Source organism: Brevibacillus sp. NRS-1366 (genome assembly GCF_050467985.1).
In genome coordinates this window covers 66779-81640 of record NZ_JBITPN010000024.1, presented here as the reverse complement: position 1 = coordinate 81640, position 14862 = coordinate 66779, and the positions used below count along the sequence as shown (strand labels likewise).

At 49.4% G+C, this 14862-nt stretch carries 15 protein-coding genes; 9 read left to right on the top strand and 6 right to left on the bottom strand.

The annotated features are described in order from the left end of the window. Window positions 1–15 precede the first annotated feature (15 nt). Together ACIFQN_RS22030 and ACIFQN_RS22025 are read left to right on the top strand one after the other, a co-directional pair. Window positions 16–1041, top strand: coding sequence for a type II asparaginase (locus ACIFQN_RS22030; RefSeq protein ID WP_429835189.1), 1026 nt, complete (start codon window positions 16–18; stop codon window positions 1039–1041). Between the two features lie 99 nt (window positions 1042–1140). Continuing rightward, window positions 1141–2325, top strand: a complete 1185-nt coding sequence (locus ACIFQN_RS22025; RefSeq protein WP_429835188.1) for a M20 metallopeptidase family protein — start codon at window positions 1141–1143, stop codon at window positions 2323–2325. Window positions 2326–2392: 67 nt separating this feature from the next. Here ACIFQN_RS22025 and ACIFQN_RS22020 read toward each other — a convergent pair whose 3' ends face one another. After that, the gene (locus ACIFQN_RS22020) at window positions 2393–2608 is read right to left on the bottom strand and encodes a hypothetical protein (protein WP_429835187.1); all 216 of its coding nucleotides are present in this window, start codon (window positions 2606–2608) and stop codon (window positions 2393–2395) included. Window positions 2609–2683: 75 nt separating this feature from the next. On the opposite strand from ACIFQN_RS22020, the gene ACIFQN_RS22015 reads away from it, so the two are divergent. The 4 genes from ACIFQN_RS22015 to ACIFQN_RS22000 all read left to right on the top strand — a co-directional run bounded on the left by ACIFQN_RS22015 (window position 2684) and on the right by ACIFQN_RS22000 (window position 6912). Next, entirely contained in the window at window positions 2684–3631 is a 948-nt protein-coding gene (locus ACIFQN_RS22015; RefSeq protein WP_429835186.1) for an ArsR/SmtB family transcription factor, read from the top strand. Further along, the gene (locus tag ACIFQN_RS22010; protein WP_429835185.1) at window positions 3628–4866 is read left to right on the top strand and encodes an MDR family MFS transporter; all 1239 of its coding nucleotides are present in this window, start codon (window positions 3628–3630) and stop codon (window positions 4864–4866) included. The genes ACIFQN_RS22015 and ACIFQN_RS22010 overlap by 4 nt, the downstream gene beginning before the upstream one ends. 428 nt (window positions 4867–5294) lie before the next feature. Beyond that, entirely contained in the window at window positions 5295–6461 is a 1167-nt protein-coding gene (locus ACIFQN_RS22005) for a bis-aminopropyl spermidine synthase family protein (RefSeq protein WP_429835184.1), read from the top strand. Between the two features lie 79 nt (window positions 6462–6540). Beyond that, window positions 6541–6912, top strand: a complete 372-nt coding sequence (locus ACIFQN_RS22000; RefSeq protein WP_429835183.1) for a DoxX family protein — start codon at window positions 6541–6543, stop codon at window positions 6910–6912. Between the two features lie 44 nt (window positions 6913–6956). Here ACIFQN_RS22000 and helD read toward each other — a convergent pair whose 3' ends face one another. The 5 genes from helD to ACIFQN_RS21975 all read right to left on the bottom strand — a co-directional run bounded on the left by helD (window position 6957) and on the right by ACIFQN_RS21975 (window position 11877). After that, window positions 6957–9290 (bottom strand): RNA polymerase recycling motor HelD, encoded by a 2334-nt coding sequence (helD, locus tag ACIFQN_RS21995; RefSeq protein ID WP_429835182.1) that lies wholly within the window; start codon window positions 9288–9290, stop codon window positions 6957–6959. 279 nt (window positions 9291–9569) lie between these two features. Then, on the bottom strand, window positions 9570–10331 hold the full coding sequence (locus ACIFQN_RS21990) for an SDR family oxidoreductase (protein WP_429835181.1): 762 nt from the start codon (window positions 10329–10331) through the stop codon (window positions 9570–9572). A 158-nt stretch (window positions 10332–10489) separates the two neighbouring features. Then, window positions 10490–11113 (bottom strand): DUF6143 family protein, encoded by a 624-nt coding sequence (locus tag ACIFQN_RS21985; protein WP_429835180.1) that lies wholly within the window; start codon window positions 11111–11113, stop codon window positions 10490–10492. Window positions 11114–11189: 76 nt separating this feature from the next. After that, a complete protein-coding gene (locus ACIFQN_RS21980; protein ID WP_429835179.1) occupies window positions 11190–11432 on the bottom strand; it encodes a hypothetical protein in 243 nt (80 codons plus the stop codon). 70 nt (window positions 11433–11502) lie between these two features. Beyond that, complete coding sequence (locus ACIFQN_RS21975) at window positions 11503–11877, bottom strand: DUF423 domain-containing protein (protein WP_429835178.1); 375 nt, start codon at window positions 11875–11877, stop codon at window positions 11503–11505. 196 nt (window positions 11878–12073) lie between these two features. On the opposite strand from ACIFQN_RS21975, the gene ACIFQN_RS21970 reads away from it, so the two are divergent. From ACIFQN_RS21970 to ACIFQN_RS21960, 3 genes are all read left to right on the top strand, one after another. Continuing rightward, complete coding sequence (locus tag ACIFQN_RS21970; RefSeq protein ID WP_429835177.1) at window positions 12074–12256, top strand: hypothetical protein; 183 nt, start codon at window positions 12074–12076, stop codon at window positions 12254–12256. Window positions 12257–12440: 184 nt separating this feature from the next. Then, a complete protein-coding gene (locus ACIFQN_RS21965; protein ID WP_429835176.1) occupies window positions 12441–13862 on the top strand; it encodes a SpoVR family protein in 1422 nt (473 codons plus the stop codon). Between the two features lie 200 nt (window positions 13863–14062). Next, a complete protein-coding gene (locus ACIFQN_RS21960; RefSeq protein WP_429835175.1) occupies window positions 14063–14845 on the top strand; it encodes an SDR family NAD(P)-dependent oxidoreductase in 783 nt (260 codons plus the stop codon). Window positions 14846–14862: the final 17 nt, after the last annotated feature.

Sequence of the window (14862 nt, the reverse complement as noted above, 5' to 3'; positions counted from 1 at the left end):
AAGAGGAGGAAAGGCATGAATCATCGACTCGGAAGTAAGCAGAGCAGTGAGCGTCGTCTGCCGCGAATTACGATCGTAGCGGTGGGTGGGACGATTGCTGGCAAGGCAATGCATGCTGCCCAAACTACTCAATACGACCCAGGTGTTGTCAGTGTGGATGCTCTGATTGAGGCGGTTCCACAGATTCGCAGCCTCGCAGAAATCAGCGGGTATCAGGCTGCCAATATCCCCAGCTTCGCTTTGACCAACGACGTGCTGCTTCAACTGGCGGCAGAGGTCAACGAGCGATTGGCGAGTGACTCGTGTGACGGGATTGTGATTACGCACGGAACGGATACGTTGGAGGAGACAGCGTACTTTCTCCATTTGACCGTAAAGAGTGAAAAGCCTGTGGTGATTGTCGGGGCGATGCGCCCTTCTACCGCAATCAGCGCTGATGGCCCGCTTAATCTGTATCAGGCAGTTGCTCTCGCTGCAAGCGATAAGGCACGTGGACACGGTGTTTTGCTGTGCCTGAATGGACGGATCGGTTCGGCACGTGATACGAGTAAAAATCAGACGATGACCGCAGATGCGTTTCGGTCCGCAGAGGCAGGCCTCTTGGGATACATGGTGGATGAGCAGCCGGTTTTTTATTACAAAAGCTTGCGTGCTCACACGACGGCCACCCAATTCGATGTGACGGGGCTTGGCAGTCTGCCTCGAGTGGACATCTTGTTTGGTCATAGCGATGACAGTCGTGATTTGGTGGATGCGGCTGTCAAGGCTGGCGCAAAAGGGATTATCCATGCGGGGACGGGCAATGGCGGGATTTTTCCTCTCACAAGGATGGGGCTTGTAGATGCCGTGAAAGCGGGAGTGGTAGTCGTGAGCTCATCGCGAATCGGAAATGGATTGGTTACGGCAAAGCCTGCAGATACCCAGAGCCATTTTGTCTCTGCGGATAATCTCACACCTCAAAAAGCCCGTATTTTATTGATGCTGGCATTGACCCGAACGAATGACGCAAGCGCCATTCAACAAATGTTTGAAACCTATTAATCTATAGCTGCCATAGCCAAAAAGGCAACTAAGCATACAACGATCAAGCCGTACGGGACCAACCTGTGCGTTGCTTGATAACATGAGGAGGTGACTGGCGTGGGAACGATTCTAGTAGAAGACATCCGCAGCCAGCTAGCAAACTATTTGACAGAGGTGTACAAACATCTGCATCGACATCCTGAGCCAAGCAATCATGAATGGGAAACGCAAAAATTTATTATTCGCGAATTGGAAGACAATCAAATTTCGTACAAGGTGATGGCCAAAACGGGAGTGTGCGCTGAAATTAAGGGTGCGAAACCAGGAAAAACCATTTTGCTGCGAGCCGATATGGATGCACTGGAAATCACGGAAGATACAGGACTGCCGTATGCGTCCCAAAAAGACGGCTTGATGCATGCGTGCGGTCATGATGCCCACGTGGCCGTTGGCTTGGGAGTAGCCAAGCTGTTGCAGCAAAAAGCGGATGCTTTATGTGGTACCGTCAAAATCATGTTTCAGCCTGCGGAGGAAAAACCGCCAGGTGGTGCGATTCGTATGATCGAGGAAGGGATTTTAGAGAATCCTAAAGTAGATGCTGTGATCGGAATCCACACCAATCCGCACTTGCCTGCAGGCAGGTTCGGTCTCATCGACGGATGCATTTTGGCTGCGTCGGACCGAATTTTTATTACCCTCTCAGGAAAAGGAGGACACGCTGCTGCCCCACATGAGGGAATCGACGCGATTGCGATGGCAGGTCAGTTTCTTGCCAATGTCCAAAACATCGTATCACGCCAAGTCTCGCCAACAGACCCTGCCGTTGTAACCATCGGAAAAATTACAGGGGGAACAAGGCCAAACGTGCTCGCAGATCGAGTGGTGCTGGAAGGGACGGCTCGTGCCATTCGGGAAGAAACGAGAGATTTACTGGCGGAAAAGATCGGGAAAGCATTGCGAGGGGTAACCGAATATTGGGGCGGCTCCTATACGTATGAGTATGTCAAAGGATACCCGCCTACCTGGAACGACAAAGCGATGACAGACTTGATCAGAAGATCGGTAGAAGAATGCCTGGGCAAAGAGAGCATCTTTGAAATGGAAAACTGCCTGATGAGCGGCGATGACTTCTCCTACTTGGCGAAAGAAGCGCCAGCGGTATTCATCGAATGGGGAACCGGAACCCCTGAGCAGGAGAACTATCCTTGGCACCACCCCAAATTCCACGTGAACCTGGAGGCGCTCCCCTACGGCGTCGCTGTTGTAACCCAAAGCATCCTGCATTTTTTGAGTGAAGAATAAACGATGGAAATAACTAATATTTGCAAGCCCTCGTCGCTGGTCGACGGGGGTATTTAATCTTTCACGATTAAAACCCAAAGCCGGTGAGAGGAAAATGGAGAAATAAGCGCAAGATCTTTGGGACACCTACCAAGGCGGAATGGAAAAAGCGAAACACGCTTTTCGCGTCCACCTCTGAGAAGCGCCATGAACCGGCTACTTTGGACGCGGTTTCGCTTTTGGAATGTAGCCGGCCAGTGATGCCTCCTTGCAAGTGGCCCAAGAATCTGGAGCGTTTTTCCATTTTCCTCTCCTCCACTCCCGCCCCGACAAAAGACTATGCAAAAAAACCCCCACATGATAAACTAGGAAAAAATAAATGTTCGATGGTGATCGAATGAATAATATGTATTCAATAAAAATCGAATGGTCTGCTGCTTACGAGTGCATCATTAGCTTGTACGTGTACATCCATGAAAAAGAGCGTAAAAATTTACACTTGGGAACTACATGGAAAGAAGAAACGACGAAGCTGCTGCCCGATTCTTTTGCTGCTGAACTCGCGGATGAGCGTTGGGAAGTGCTGCATCGACTCGTGCTCTTGGTTGCGCAATCTCCCCGCAAAGCTTCTGTGGCTGATTTTCTCGACTGGCTGGAAGAGATTCCTCCAGGAGAAATCTACGAGCGACTGGCGCCTTGGGTGGAGACGATTCCACTCAATCTGGGGGAAATACGAGACCATAGTCTTTCCTTACTGACACGGTGGAACGAGCATTATTTTTCCAAAGTGGAGCCGGGTATATTGGAGAGTCTGGAACGAAGTGCATGCGAAATGAAGGAGCTGGCGAAAAAAACATCTCCGGTCGAATTGATTGATCAGGTGACAAACGGCATCTGGATTGAACCTATGAACGATCTGCAAGAAGTCATACTCATTCCGCAATATCACTGTGCACCTACTTCGGTGCTTGATTTTTACCGTGGAATGACGACTTGCCTATACCCCGTCAGAGATGCAGGGAAAAGGCAGCCTGAACCACTGCTGGAACTGCTTCCGATCACGCAATGCCTGGCTGATGAAAAAAGGCTGCAAATTTTGGGGCGTCTGGCGGGTAGTGCATGTACATTGGGGGAATTGCAGCAGCATGTATCACTTGCCAAAAGCACCGTCCACCACCACGTCACGGCCTTGCGCCGGGCTGGGTTGATCCGTGCTCACTACACAGGCAGTACGACTGTTGCTTATTATAGTCTGCGCGACTCGTTTGTGGATCGGCTTCCAGCCTTGCTCAGGTCTTATTTGGAAAGTGAGGGACGAAAAGAATGAACAAGCTGAAGCAGGTATGGGAGGCGTATCATCCCATTGTCCACCTGTTGATGGGCGGAACGGTTTTTGTCATGCTGACGCAATGCATGAGCATGCCGTTTTTGGCGATTTACTTGAGTGAAACCACTACGCTCTCTCCCGCTTATATCGGGGTGATTGTGGGAGCTGGACCGCTCGCTGGTACAGTTGGGGGCTTTCTTGGCGGCGTGTTATCTGACTTGTTTGGCAGGCGCAAGCTGATGCTTCTATCCATGCTTATGATGGCTGTGGCCTTTGCCAGCTTTGTAGTCTTTAGCCACCCTCTTGCTTTGCTTATGATCAGTCTACTGCTTGGATTGGCTGCTTCTTTTTACGGAACCGTGTCCAAAGCAATGATGGGGGATTTAACCCCAGAGGATAAACGATTTCGCGTGTTCTCCAATCGTTATTTGGCCATCAATCTCGGCGTGGCGATCGGGCCGATGCTCGGTGCGTTTTTAGGAATTGCGGGTAGTGGAATCGCCTTTTTGCTAACGGCAATATCTTATGTGTGCTTTGCTGCAATACTTGCGTTAGCATGCAAAAGATATGCGATCACTGATACGACAGCGAAGCAGGGCGATACTGAAAAGCCAAGCCTGGGCAGCATGTGGCAGGTGCTCAAAAGAGATGTCGCCTTACTCTCTTTTGTCTTAGGAGGTATCCTCTTAGTTACGGTACATGGACAGATGTCTGTTACGTTGTCTCAATATTTGCGAGAAAATATAGCAGATGGGGTAGCCTTGTTCGGTGTCATGATGAGTGTGAATGGGATGACGGTATTAGTGTTGCAGATTCCATTGACACGCTTGGTTGAGCGTTATTCCCTTTTTTCCCGGATTGCAGGAGGCGCTGTATTGATGGCGGTTGGGGAAGTGGGCTTTGCTTTTTCCGCTTCGTGGAGCTGGTTGATAGCGGCGATGATCGTGTTTACGTTGGGAGAGATCCTGATTGTCCCGGCGGAGTACGCACAAATCGATAAAATAAGTCCAGCGAACATGCGAGGGACGTATTACGGAGCACAAAGCGTCAGCACGCTCGGCAGCTTCCTCGGACCGTGGGCGGGCGGCATAGTGCTCTCGGCGTATGGTGGGCCTGTGATGTTTTTGGGCATGGCAGCACTAGCAATCGTGAGTCTCGTCTTCTACTGGTGGGGGCAAAGGCTGCATGAAAAGCGTCAGCAGCAAAGCATCACATTGTGTGAGACAGCCAGTTAATAAATGGTTCCAGCTTGATTTATTTCCGGATTCTTACTATAATGAGAATTAACTTTTTCAAAGGGGATGTCTTTTTGTCGGCGGTCGTTCTTAACTAACGAATTGCATATGGCTTGTTCCATTTTTTTGCAAAAACCACGCTGTTTGTGGTCTATTTGTTGCGGAGAAAAAAGGAAAGGCCTGATTAGTTAAGAACAACGGTCATCCACCTATCTTATTGTCTACCAGAACCGTGCTCTTTGGCACGGTTTTTTTGTACAGATAGGAATTTATAAAATTCCTATCCAGTATAAGGGCAACCGCGGCTCCGCCAAAAGGCATGGCGTAGCCAGGTTTTCTAACGGGGCAGAAGGTGAACGTGATGTTCATTTTCTGCTTTTTTGCTTTCTGGTAGCAACATTCCTTTTGAAAGAGGGCCTACCATAACCATGAAAAATTATATCGAAGAAACATATAAACAAGTTCGTCTGCAGGAAGGAAAACGAGTAATCGAGCAGTTTCTCATCCAGTGCTACCTGAACCCCGGCATTCCGACAAAAGAGCTGGCACGTTCAGTGCTGCTGCCGATACCTGTTGCGACAGCGATCAAAAAGGAACTGATCAAGGCTGGTGCCCTGCGGCAAGGAAGCGGTGTCGAGTGCACCGAGGGTGGCAATGAATACGTGGAGAGGGTGCTTGGCTACGGCGGACTTGACCTGGAATTGCTGCAATTGCTGCTGCATGAGGGCGAGGTGTGGAAAAAAGAGCTGGCGGATCTGCTTGAAGTCATGGAAGAAATTTTTTCAGCAAGACCACAGGTCGATGTTCTGATCGACCAGTCCAAATGCACGGTAGAGACGAGCTTGCGCCGGGCGATATTGTGCTTGCGCGATCAGGCGCTGCTGGGGAAAAATGTATTGTGTGTAGGGGACGACGATCTGGTGAGCGTATCGCTCGGCTTGCTGCTCAAGCGGTTGTATCCGACTGGCGGAGGGCAAACAGCGAGGATCGATGTCATTGATATAGACGAGCGGTTTTTAAGCTACATCGAGCGGGTTGCAGCAGAAAACGATCTGCCGATAACGTGTCACCGGGCAGATTTGCGGCAGCCGCTTCCCAAAAGATTGCACGGAAAGTACGACTGCTTTTTCACCGATCCGCCGTATACGCTGCAGGGAATGACGCTCTTTTTGTCGCGTGGCATCAGTGCCTTGCAAAAGCAAAAGGGCTTGTCCATTTTTCTCTCCTTTGCACACAAGTCCCCTGATTTTACGCTGGCGATGCAGCGGGAGTTTGTACGGGCGGGATTAACAGTGCGCGAAGTGATCAGTCATTTCAATGAATACGAAGCGGCACAGATGATCGGGAATCGCGGACAGATGATTGTGCTATCGACAACAGAGATGACGATGCCAGGCATTCCGCACACTTTTCAAGATGCCCTGTATACGGGAGAAGAAAAGCAAACGCTGCGCACGTATCGATGCAAACGTTGCAATGAGTCTGTTCAGGTGGGCGCCAAGGCGAAACTAGCGACAATCGAAGAACTGAAAAAGCGAGGCTGCCCTCGTTGCAAAAATGTTACCTTTGAGCTGATCACACGAAAACCAAGCTAACGTATCCGATTTTTCGTGGGCGAGCCTCTACTGATTGTCCATTTGTCGGCATAAAGTAGTGGTGAGGAGGGGGACAAGGATGGCGCAAGACAAAGCGTTTGCGGCACTGCGAATCGTGACCGGTGTCATTTTCCTGATGCATGGACTCGCCAAGCTGCAAAAAGGAATGGATGTGGTCACTGCCATGTTTGTCGATCTCGGACTGCCGGGCTGGCTCGCCTATCCTGTGCTAGTGGTTGAGCTAATTGGGGGGCTTGCCCTTATACTGGGGGTGGGGGCAAGCTATGCGGCTTGGGGGCTGGCGGTCATTATGGCAGGAGCGATCGTGACGGTAAAATGGAAGCACGGCTTTATCGGTGGACCTGGCAAAAGCGGCTACGAGTTTGATCTGATTTTGCTTGCTGTCACCGTATGTGTCGGATTAAAAGGAAGAGAAAAGAGACCTGGCTGAACGCGAGCGAATCGTCAGCCAGGTCTCTTTTTGTTATCGAGTGATTACGCATGTATGGAGGAAAGAAACGGACTTTTTTCCCCGATATAATACAGATGTAATTCGTGCATCGCGCGGGTACACGCTGTGTAAAACAGCTTTCGCTCATTTTCCCGCCCGTAACAGTCGCGAGAGGCGTTGTAAATGATGACGGCGTCGAACTCTACGCCTTTCGCCAAATAGGCAGGAATAAGTAAAATACCCGTATCGTAGGATGTGGTATTTGTCCCAATGAGACGAATCGGCATCGCGTGGCGCAAAGCATCATGGGCAGCTTGTGCTTCGGCGGCTGTTTTCGTGATGATCGCGATTGTTTGATGGCCGCCCTCGGTCAGTTCGTCGATTCGTGCTGTGATCAAATCAGTGAGAGCTTCCGTATTCTCGGCAAGGGTCACGCTAGGATCACGTCCGTCCCGATTGAACGGCTCAATCAGCTGGCCGCCCTCCACCAACTGACGGGTAAACTGCACGATAGGCCGCGTAGAACGGTAGCTTTTGGTCAGAACAAAAGTTTCTGTCTCCAGAGGATCGTACAGCGAGCTCACTGCGTCAAAGCTGTCTTGATGGTAGGCATGGGCATAAATCGCCTGGTTCCAGTCTCCCAGCACCGTCATTTTGGCACGGGGAAAAAGCCGCTGGATGAGTGCAAATTGAAACGGTGAATAGTCCTGCGCTTCGTCGATAAACACGTGACGGACGAGATTGTTCGTTTGAAAGCCTTCCAGACGCTCCTGCAAATACAAATAAGGAGGTATATCCTCATAAGCTAGCTGGGCTTTTGCCAGCCGCTCCAGCGTTTGTGCGCAAATGGCTGCCCATTGCTCGGGAAGCTCCATTTGTTCTGGTAATAAATCGTGCAGGAGCCCAGGCCGGGAAAAAAGCTGTTGGTAAATAGCAGGTGTGTCAATGAATTGCAGCTCATGTATAGCGGAACGAAGCGGCTTAAAATGCTTTTTCACGATCCTGGCAGCTAGCATTTCGTGTTCGCGATCAAAATCATCAAAAGTATCTTCCCGAAACTGCTTTTTCCTTCGCAGCTCCTGGTAAACGGAGGCGTACGCATCTTTATCGAGAAGCTCCATCTCGTCTTCAACCCAAGGCTTGGTTCGCTCACGCTGTTCCAGTTTTTTGAGTTCGCCAAGTAATGCTTTTGCGACGAGGCTCATTCGGTTAGGGATAGGCAGTGAGGTGTCAAACGAGTAAAAGGTGTCTCGAATATGCTCTGCGCTGATCAGGACTCTGCCTTGAAAGGAAATAGGCGAAAAAAGAATGCCAGTCTGCTTTAACGTAGCGACGTATTGATCGATCGCCTGCATAAATAGGGCAGAGGACTTAAATTGGATACCCTCCAGACGCTCTGTGTAACCGGGTTGCTGCATCGCGGTCAGCACATACTCCATTTGTGCAAGCGGATTTTCCAATTGAAACTGGTGCCCCAGCCGATGCTCTGTGTACTCCTGAAAGGTGGTCTGCTGCATATTTTCTTCACCCAGTTCGGGCAAAACGGTGGAAACATAGCTGTTGAACAATGAATTGGGAGAGAACAAAACAATCTGCTCGGCACGCAGCGTCTGCCGGTATCGGTACAGCAAATAGGCGATGCGTTGGAGGGCGGCGGAGGTTTTTCCGCTGCCAGCGGCACCTGAAACAATGACGAGTCGGCTGCGCTCATTGCGGATGATGCGGTTCTGATCGCGTTGGATCGTAGCCACGATACTCTTCATTTGGGAATCAGCCTGTTTACCGAGCACTTCCTGTAGGAGCTCGTCGCCGATCGTTACTCCTGTATCGAACAGATGGAGCAGGCGACCATCGCGAATGACGTACTGCCGTTTGCTCGTCATTTCCCCTGTGACGGTTCCGCTAGGTGTCTCATACTGAACAGGCCCTGGCGAGTAATCGTAATACAGGCTGGAAATCGGTGCGCGCCAATCGTAAACGAGAAACTCTTCATCGTTTTCATCCAGCAAGGAGGCTATTCCTAAGTAAATGGGCCAAGCTTCCTGTTCGCTTTCCTCCCGAAAATCAATCCTGCCAAAATAGGGAGACAGCAACAATCTGTTTAGGGTTCGCAACTGATTCTGCGCATGCAAATGGATACGCTCACGCTCCGACAATACCTCCGCTTGCTGTTTGATGCTGGCATACGTTTCTACCGCTTCGGTGGCATCCTCAAAGTTGACAGTAACATCATCCCAGAAATGCTTGCGGATGCCGATGATATCAGCACTTACCTCGCTGACTTGCTCCTTTAGGCTGTCAAGTCGCTTGTTGATCTCTGTGATCACTTGCTCAACCCGCTGTTGCTCTTGTTGCCTGTCTTGGTCAGCCGCGTTCATGAAACCGCTCCTTTTTCATTCCCCTTTTTTGGTCTAAAGGTTTGACAACGAACAATAGATGTGATACTATTATATTGGGAGTAAAATGTTGTCTTTTAAAACAAACACCAAAAGACCAATTTCCATTTTAGCATAGGAAAGTTGGGCTTTCAACATGGTTAAGAAGATTTTTTTGTGATTTTAACGCGGATGACTAAAAATAAAGCGGAGTGCCTACGAGGGCGTTCCGCTTTTTGTGTTATCATCGTGTGTATTTTTCCCTTAGGAGCGACACTGCACCTAAATAAAGCTTGTCTTCCCACCTGTTACAGGGATAACCGCACCTGTGATGAAATCGGAATTCTCTTGCGTGAGAAATTCGACTACCCGAGCAATGTCTTCACCCGTCCCTAGGCGACCAATGGGCGTATCATTACTGTCTATTCCTGCAACATCCTGTATGTCAGCTTCTTTCCATGGACGGACAATATCGCCCAAATTAACCATGTTGACGGTAATTCCATGGGGGGCTTCTTCGATCGCGAGGCTTTTGGTTAAAGAAACCAAGCCCGTTTTGGCTGCTGCATAAGCTGCCCGTTGTGACCAGCCAGGTGCCGTTTCCGCGAGATGATAGCCGAAATTAATGATTCTTCCCCAGTTATTTTGTCGCATCAGCGGAACAATTTTTTTGGTCAGATAAAAGACAGAACTAAGATTGCCGTCTATCATATAGTTCCATTCGTCTAGCTCATAATCTACGAGATTTTTATATTCAAACACAAACGGCCCGGCATTATTAATCAACACGTCGATCGTGGCAAACTCCTCGAGAGAGCGATGGACGATTTCGTTCACATCCTCTATCTTGGCTACGTCGCCTTTGACGCATAAGGTTTTGACTTGATGTTGCTCTTCCACATAGGCAGCTACTTCCTTTGCTGCTTTTTCATTCGATCTGTAGTTAATGATGAGGTCAAATGAATGCCTCGCCATTTCCTTTACGATTCGATGCCCAATCCCAGTGGCTCCACCAGTGATTAAAGCTACTTTTCTATTCAACATCTCACCCTATTCTGGTTTTCATTACCATTAGTAGTATGAAAGCAATGGATATCGCATATTCATCGTAAACCTGTTACTACATAAGTACTTCATTCGTATCGTAAATCCTTTCGCTTTTCTGTAAAAGAGAAAAAACCGCCTTTTGAGCGGTTTTCTATTTATCCAAATACAGATTGTTCCCACCAGTCCACCGAAAAAAAGAAGGGTGTTTCCTCTGACGTTGGCGGGACGTGGATCATCATCGCCATGCCTGGTCCGAGTATCCACTGTCCACTTGGCTCCTGTTCCACGGTCGTCATGGGAGGGATGATCCGAGTAGAAGCCACGGTGCCGTCGCGCGTGATATCCGAATGACAAGAGCCAAAAAGAATTTGCCCTTGCACAGCCGGACAAGGGGGAAGCTGGACATAGCCGGGCGTCACGTGCCGTGAGGTTTTGGAGCCGACGATCGTGCTGGCTTTTCCAAACCATATATGTGCTTCGAGTGGCTGAGCGGAGCTATTCGTTACCAACCAGCGGTTTACGTATAAGACAGCGGTAGAGCGCAGGGGATTGACCAAGGCTCCAAAGCCCTGTTCTTTGCCTCCAGCCACGATTTTTTCAGATTGGCCAAGGTAGTATTTGCACCCAGACGCCATCGACATGGCATAAGGAACGTGGACACTCCTGCTCATTTGTTCGGTCGCTGGCTGGGTGGGGAACGGATAGTATCCCATCTGCATGTATACGTCTGGCATGCCGTAAAAGTAGGAGGGCTGCTGTGTGAAGGAGGACTTTGTCATCGGTTCCTCTCCTTAGCGTATGGTGTGTTAACCCTACAGCATATGGCAATCGTTTAAGTAGGGTGCGGATACACCATCAGGACTCAAGCCGAAATAAGTCAATGCTCATTGTGGAAAGGATGGCAACAGCTTCGCGTATAGGGAGACGAGGCAGGCCAAACTCCTCCGCAACAGCCGCTTCCAGTTCATCTACAGAGCGAAGAACCATTTTTTGCTCATGTCCGTTTTCCGTTTGCGTAGCATGTCCCTCCATAATCATACAACATGGCGTTTTCCACATATTCGACAGGAGAAGGAATGACGCTTTGTTTACTTCCATGAAAGAAAAGCGCCCAAATCGACTACTCCATGTAGGGATCGGGCGCTAGCTTATGACGTCATTTTAGGTTCTATGATACAGATTTCCAGGCATGAATGGCAAGTAAAGCCCAGCCAACGAGAAACAATACACCACCGATGGGCGTTATCGCTCCGAGAACTTTAATCCCAGTCATAGCCAGTGTGTACAGGCTGCCTGAGAACACCAGTGTGCCTGCGACAAAGCACCATCCAGCCCAGACCAGACCGGAGGAGTCCGGGTACCATTTGAGCAGCAAGGCAACCAGCACGAGAGCCAGGGCGTGTGTTGTCTGATAGGTAACACCCGTATGGAAAATGCCAAGCGAATAGTCGTCCAGTTTTTCTTTCAGTGCGTGGGCACCGAATGCTCCAAGCGCAACAGACAGAAATCCACTGATACTGCCAAGCATCAAAAACAGCTTCATGAGAGTCACTCCCTTTTTTTCATAACCTACACATGTGTCCGATATCTATTTTACCGTATGAGGACAGGCAATGCCCAATTGCAATTTGATGAACACCGCTTGGACTCGCGTACAGACCGCTTGTCAACTCCCGTCATAAAGTGAAGTATCCAAGCGGTAGAGCTGTTACACCGCTGGTTCGGGAGGTGAAACGGACATGAACAAATGGGTTTCTCTTACTGGTGGCCTGCTCGGTGGCTATGCTTTGTTGAAGGCTCCGCTAGATGGCACTTTTCTTAATGGATTAAATCCGCTGGTCGACGGAATTGGCCTGATTGCTATGCTGGTCTTCTCGGGTGCTCTTATTTATTCTGGTGTACGCGACTGGTTCCAGCGGTAATGTGGTTATTTTTCCAAAGATCGACGAAAGGGCGTCTCCTGGCTGGGGATGTCTTTTTTCTTGAATCGAGTCGCTTTTTGCATTTCAAGTGTGCGACCAAGGTTTTTTTCATTGGAATGCTGGCTTCTTTTACACGCTTTCTCCATATACATATAGTAGGCTTTGGGAAATGGGGGGAACGATCTTGACCAATGACGAGCGGAAAGAACTGGAGCGATCTATTGATGAAATTACGGAAATAGCCAAGGGGTTCAATCTGGATTTTTATCCGATGCGATACGAGATTTGCCCAGCGGACATCATCTATACGTTTGGCGCTTACGGAATGCCGACGAGGTTCTCACATTGGAGCTTTGGAAAAAGCTTTTATAGAATGAAGCTGCAGTACGATCTCAATCTGAGCAAAATCTATGAGCTGGTGATTAACTCCAATCCGTGCTACGCGTTTTTGCTCGATGGCAACTCGTTGATTCAGAACAAGCTAATTGTGGCCCACGTCCTCGCTCACTGCGATTTTTTCAAAAACAATATGCGTTTCTCCAACACCAATCGCGACATGGTAGAAAGCATGGCAGCCAGTGGGGAGCGGATTCGTCAGTATGAGATTGAATACGGCAAGGAAGCAGTAGAGAATCTGTTGGACGCGAGCTTGGCCGTTCAGGAACATATCGACCCGAGTCTCTTGAGACCAAAGCTGAGGTGGAAAAAAGAAGGAGAAGAGCCTGCCAAAAAGTCAAAAGGAGAGCGGATCTCGCCCTACGATGATTTGTGGGGATTGGACCGTACTGAAAAACAAGAGGTCGATCCCGTAAAACCGGTGCGCAAATTCCCGCCTACTCCGGAAAAAGACGTGCTTTTGTTCATTATGGAATACAGCACCGTGCTAGAGGATTGGCAGCGTGACGTGTTGACCATTATCCGTGATGAAATGCTCTACTTCTGGCCTCAATTGGAAACCAAGATCATGAACGAAGGCTGGGCGACCTACTGGCATATGCGCATTTTGCGTGAGATGGAGCTGACAGAGGCGGAAACCATTGATTTTGCCAAGCTGCATTCCTCGGTCATTCAGCCTTCGACGACCAGCATTAATCCCTATCATTTAGGATTGAAAATTTTTGAAGACATTGAAAGACGGTGGGACAAACCGACCAAGGAAGAGCAGGAGCGTTTTGGGCGCAAACCAGGCGAAGGGCGGGCCAAAATTTTTGAAGTGCGGGAGCTGGAATCTGATATCAGCTTTATCCGTAATTTCCTGACCAAAGACCTGGTGAGCGATCTGGATCTGTACATGTTCGGCAAGCAGGGCAATGAATGGGTCGTAGCTGAAAAACAGTGGGAACAGGTGCGCGACGGTCTGGCTGGTACCCGCGTCAATGGCGGCTTCCCCTACGTCCTCGTGCATGATGGGGATTATTTGCGGTCGGGCGAGCTGTTTTTGAAGCACCATTTTGAAGGTCTTGAGCTGGATGTCAAATATGTGGAGAAAACGCTGCCGTATGTCTATACACTGTGGGGAAAAAATGTTCACCTGGAGTCGATCGTAGAGGATCGACAGGTCATGTTCACATACGATGGCAAGAAGGTGCATAGGAGATTTTTATAAAGGCAAAAATACCGTATGCTCGGTGGAGAAAGACCGGGGATGCGGTTTTTCTTTGTACCGATAAGAATTTTTGAAATATTCATTGACAACTTAAAGCGAGAGCTAGTAAGATATCAATGAAAACAACAACTAATACATCAGATATTAGATTTCAGATTGTTCGGCCGAACAAGGATGAGTCTTCTTAAGGAGGGTCTCCGATGGAAAAGAGACGCACAGCTATTGTTACAGGCGGTGCTTCCGGCCTCGGGCTGGCAGTGGTAAACCGCTTCATCGAAAAAGGGTATGCAGTTACCATCGTCGATGTTGCCGAAGAGAAGGGAAGTCAGATCGTACATCAGCTTAGAGAGCAAGGGGCAGAAGCCCACTTTATCACGGGCAATGTGACGGACCAAGAGCAAGCACGAGACATGGCGAAAAGAGCGGCTGAAGCCATGGGGAGCATCCACATTCTGGTGAATGCCGCAGGAATAATCAGACGTACTCCAGCCACTGAGGTGAAGGACACGGAATTGATGGCGGTCCTCCAAGTAAACTTACATGGCAGCGTTTTCATGTGCCAGGCTGTTCAGCCATATATGGAACAGGCCGGCGAAGGCGCGATCGTAAACTTCAGCTCCATGCTTGCCCACTATGGCAGTGAAAACCTGCTTTCCTATGCAGCCTCTAAAGGCGGAATCGTGCAGGTGACAAAGTCACTAGCTGTATCTTGGGCAAAGTACGGTATCCGTGTAAATGCGGTAAGTCCGGGCTATATCGAAACACCGTTATCATCCGGTGCCACTCAGAATCCGAAGTTCCGCGAGCGTATCCTGTCTCGTACACCGCAGGGCAGATACGGAAAGCCAGAAGAAGTGGCAGCTGTGATTGACTTTCTCACCTCGTCGGAAGCCAGCTTCGTGACGGGAGTCGTTCTTCCGATTGACGGGGGACTTTTGGCCGGAGATCCGATGCTGTATCCACCTGCAACACCAACTGCTTAAAATAAATCACGAATAAA

What these genes read in the sequence shown, in the direction of transcription:
- ACIFQN_RS22005 (WP_429835184.1), top strand. Translation starts at nt 5,295, where the DNA reads ATGAAAAATTATATCGAAGAAACATATAAACAAGTTCGTCTGCAGGAA.
- ACIFQN_RS22000 (WP_429835183.1), top strand. Translation starts at nt 6,541, where the DNA reads ATGGCGCAAGACAAAGCGTTTGCGGCACTGCGAATCGTGACCGGTGTC.
- ACIFQN_RS21975 (WP_429835178.1), bottom strand. Translation starts at nt 11,877, where the DNA reads ATGAAGCTGTTTTTGATGCTTGGCAGTATCAGTGGATTTCTGTCTGTT.
- ACIFQN_RS21985 (WP_429835180.1), bottom strand. Translation starts at nt 11,113, where the DNA reads ATGACAAAGTCCTCCTTCACACAGCAGCCCTCCTACTTTTACGGCATG.
- ACIFQN_RS21990 (WP_429835181.1), bottom strand. Translation starts at nt 10,331, where the DNA reads ATGTTGAATAGAAAAGTAGCTTTAATCACTGGTGGAGCCACTGGGATT.
- ACIFQN_RS21980 (WP_429835179.1), bottom strand. Translation starts at nt 11,432, where the DNA reads ATGGAAGTAAACAAAGCGTCATTCCTTCTCCTGTCGAATATGTGGAAA.
- ACIFQN_RS21960 (WP_429835175.1), top strand. Translation starts at nt 14,063, where the DNA reads ATGGAAAAGAGACGCACAGCTATTGTTACAGGCGGTGCTTCCGGCCTC.
- helD (WP_429835182.1), bottom strand. Translation starts at nt 9,290, where the DNA reads ATGAACGCGGCTGACCAAGACAGGCAACAAGAGCAACAGCGGGTTGAG.
- ACIFQN_RS22015 (WP_429835186.1), top strand. Translation starts at nt 2,684, where the DNA reads ATGTTCGATGGTGATCGAATGAATAATATGTATTCAATAAAAATCGAA.
- ACIFQN_RS21970 (WP_429835177.1), top strand. Translation starts at nt 12,074, where the DNA reads ATGAACAAATGGGTTTCTCTTACTGGTGGCCTGCTCGGTGGCTATGCT.
- ACIFQN_RS22010 (WP_429835185.1), top strand. Translation starts at nt 3,628, where the DNA reads ATGAACAAGCTGAAGCAGGTATGGGAGGCGTATCATCCCATTGTCCAC.
- ACIFQN_RS22020 (WP_429835187.1), bottom strand. Translation starts at nt 2,608, where the DNA reads ATGGAAAAACGCTCCAGATTCTTGGGCCACTTGCAAGGAGGCATCACT.
- ACIFQN_RS22030 (WP_429835189.1), top strand. Translation starts at nt 16, where the DNA reads ATGAATCATCGACTCGGAAGTAAGCAGAGCAGTGAGCGTCGTCTGCCG.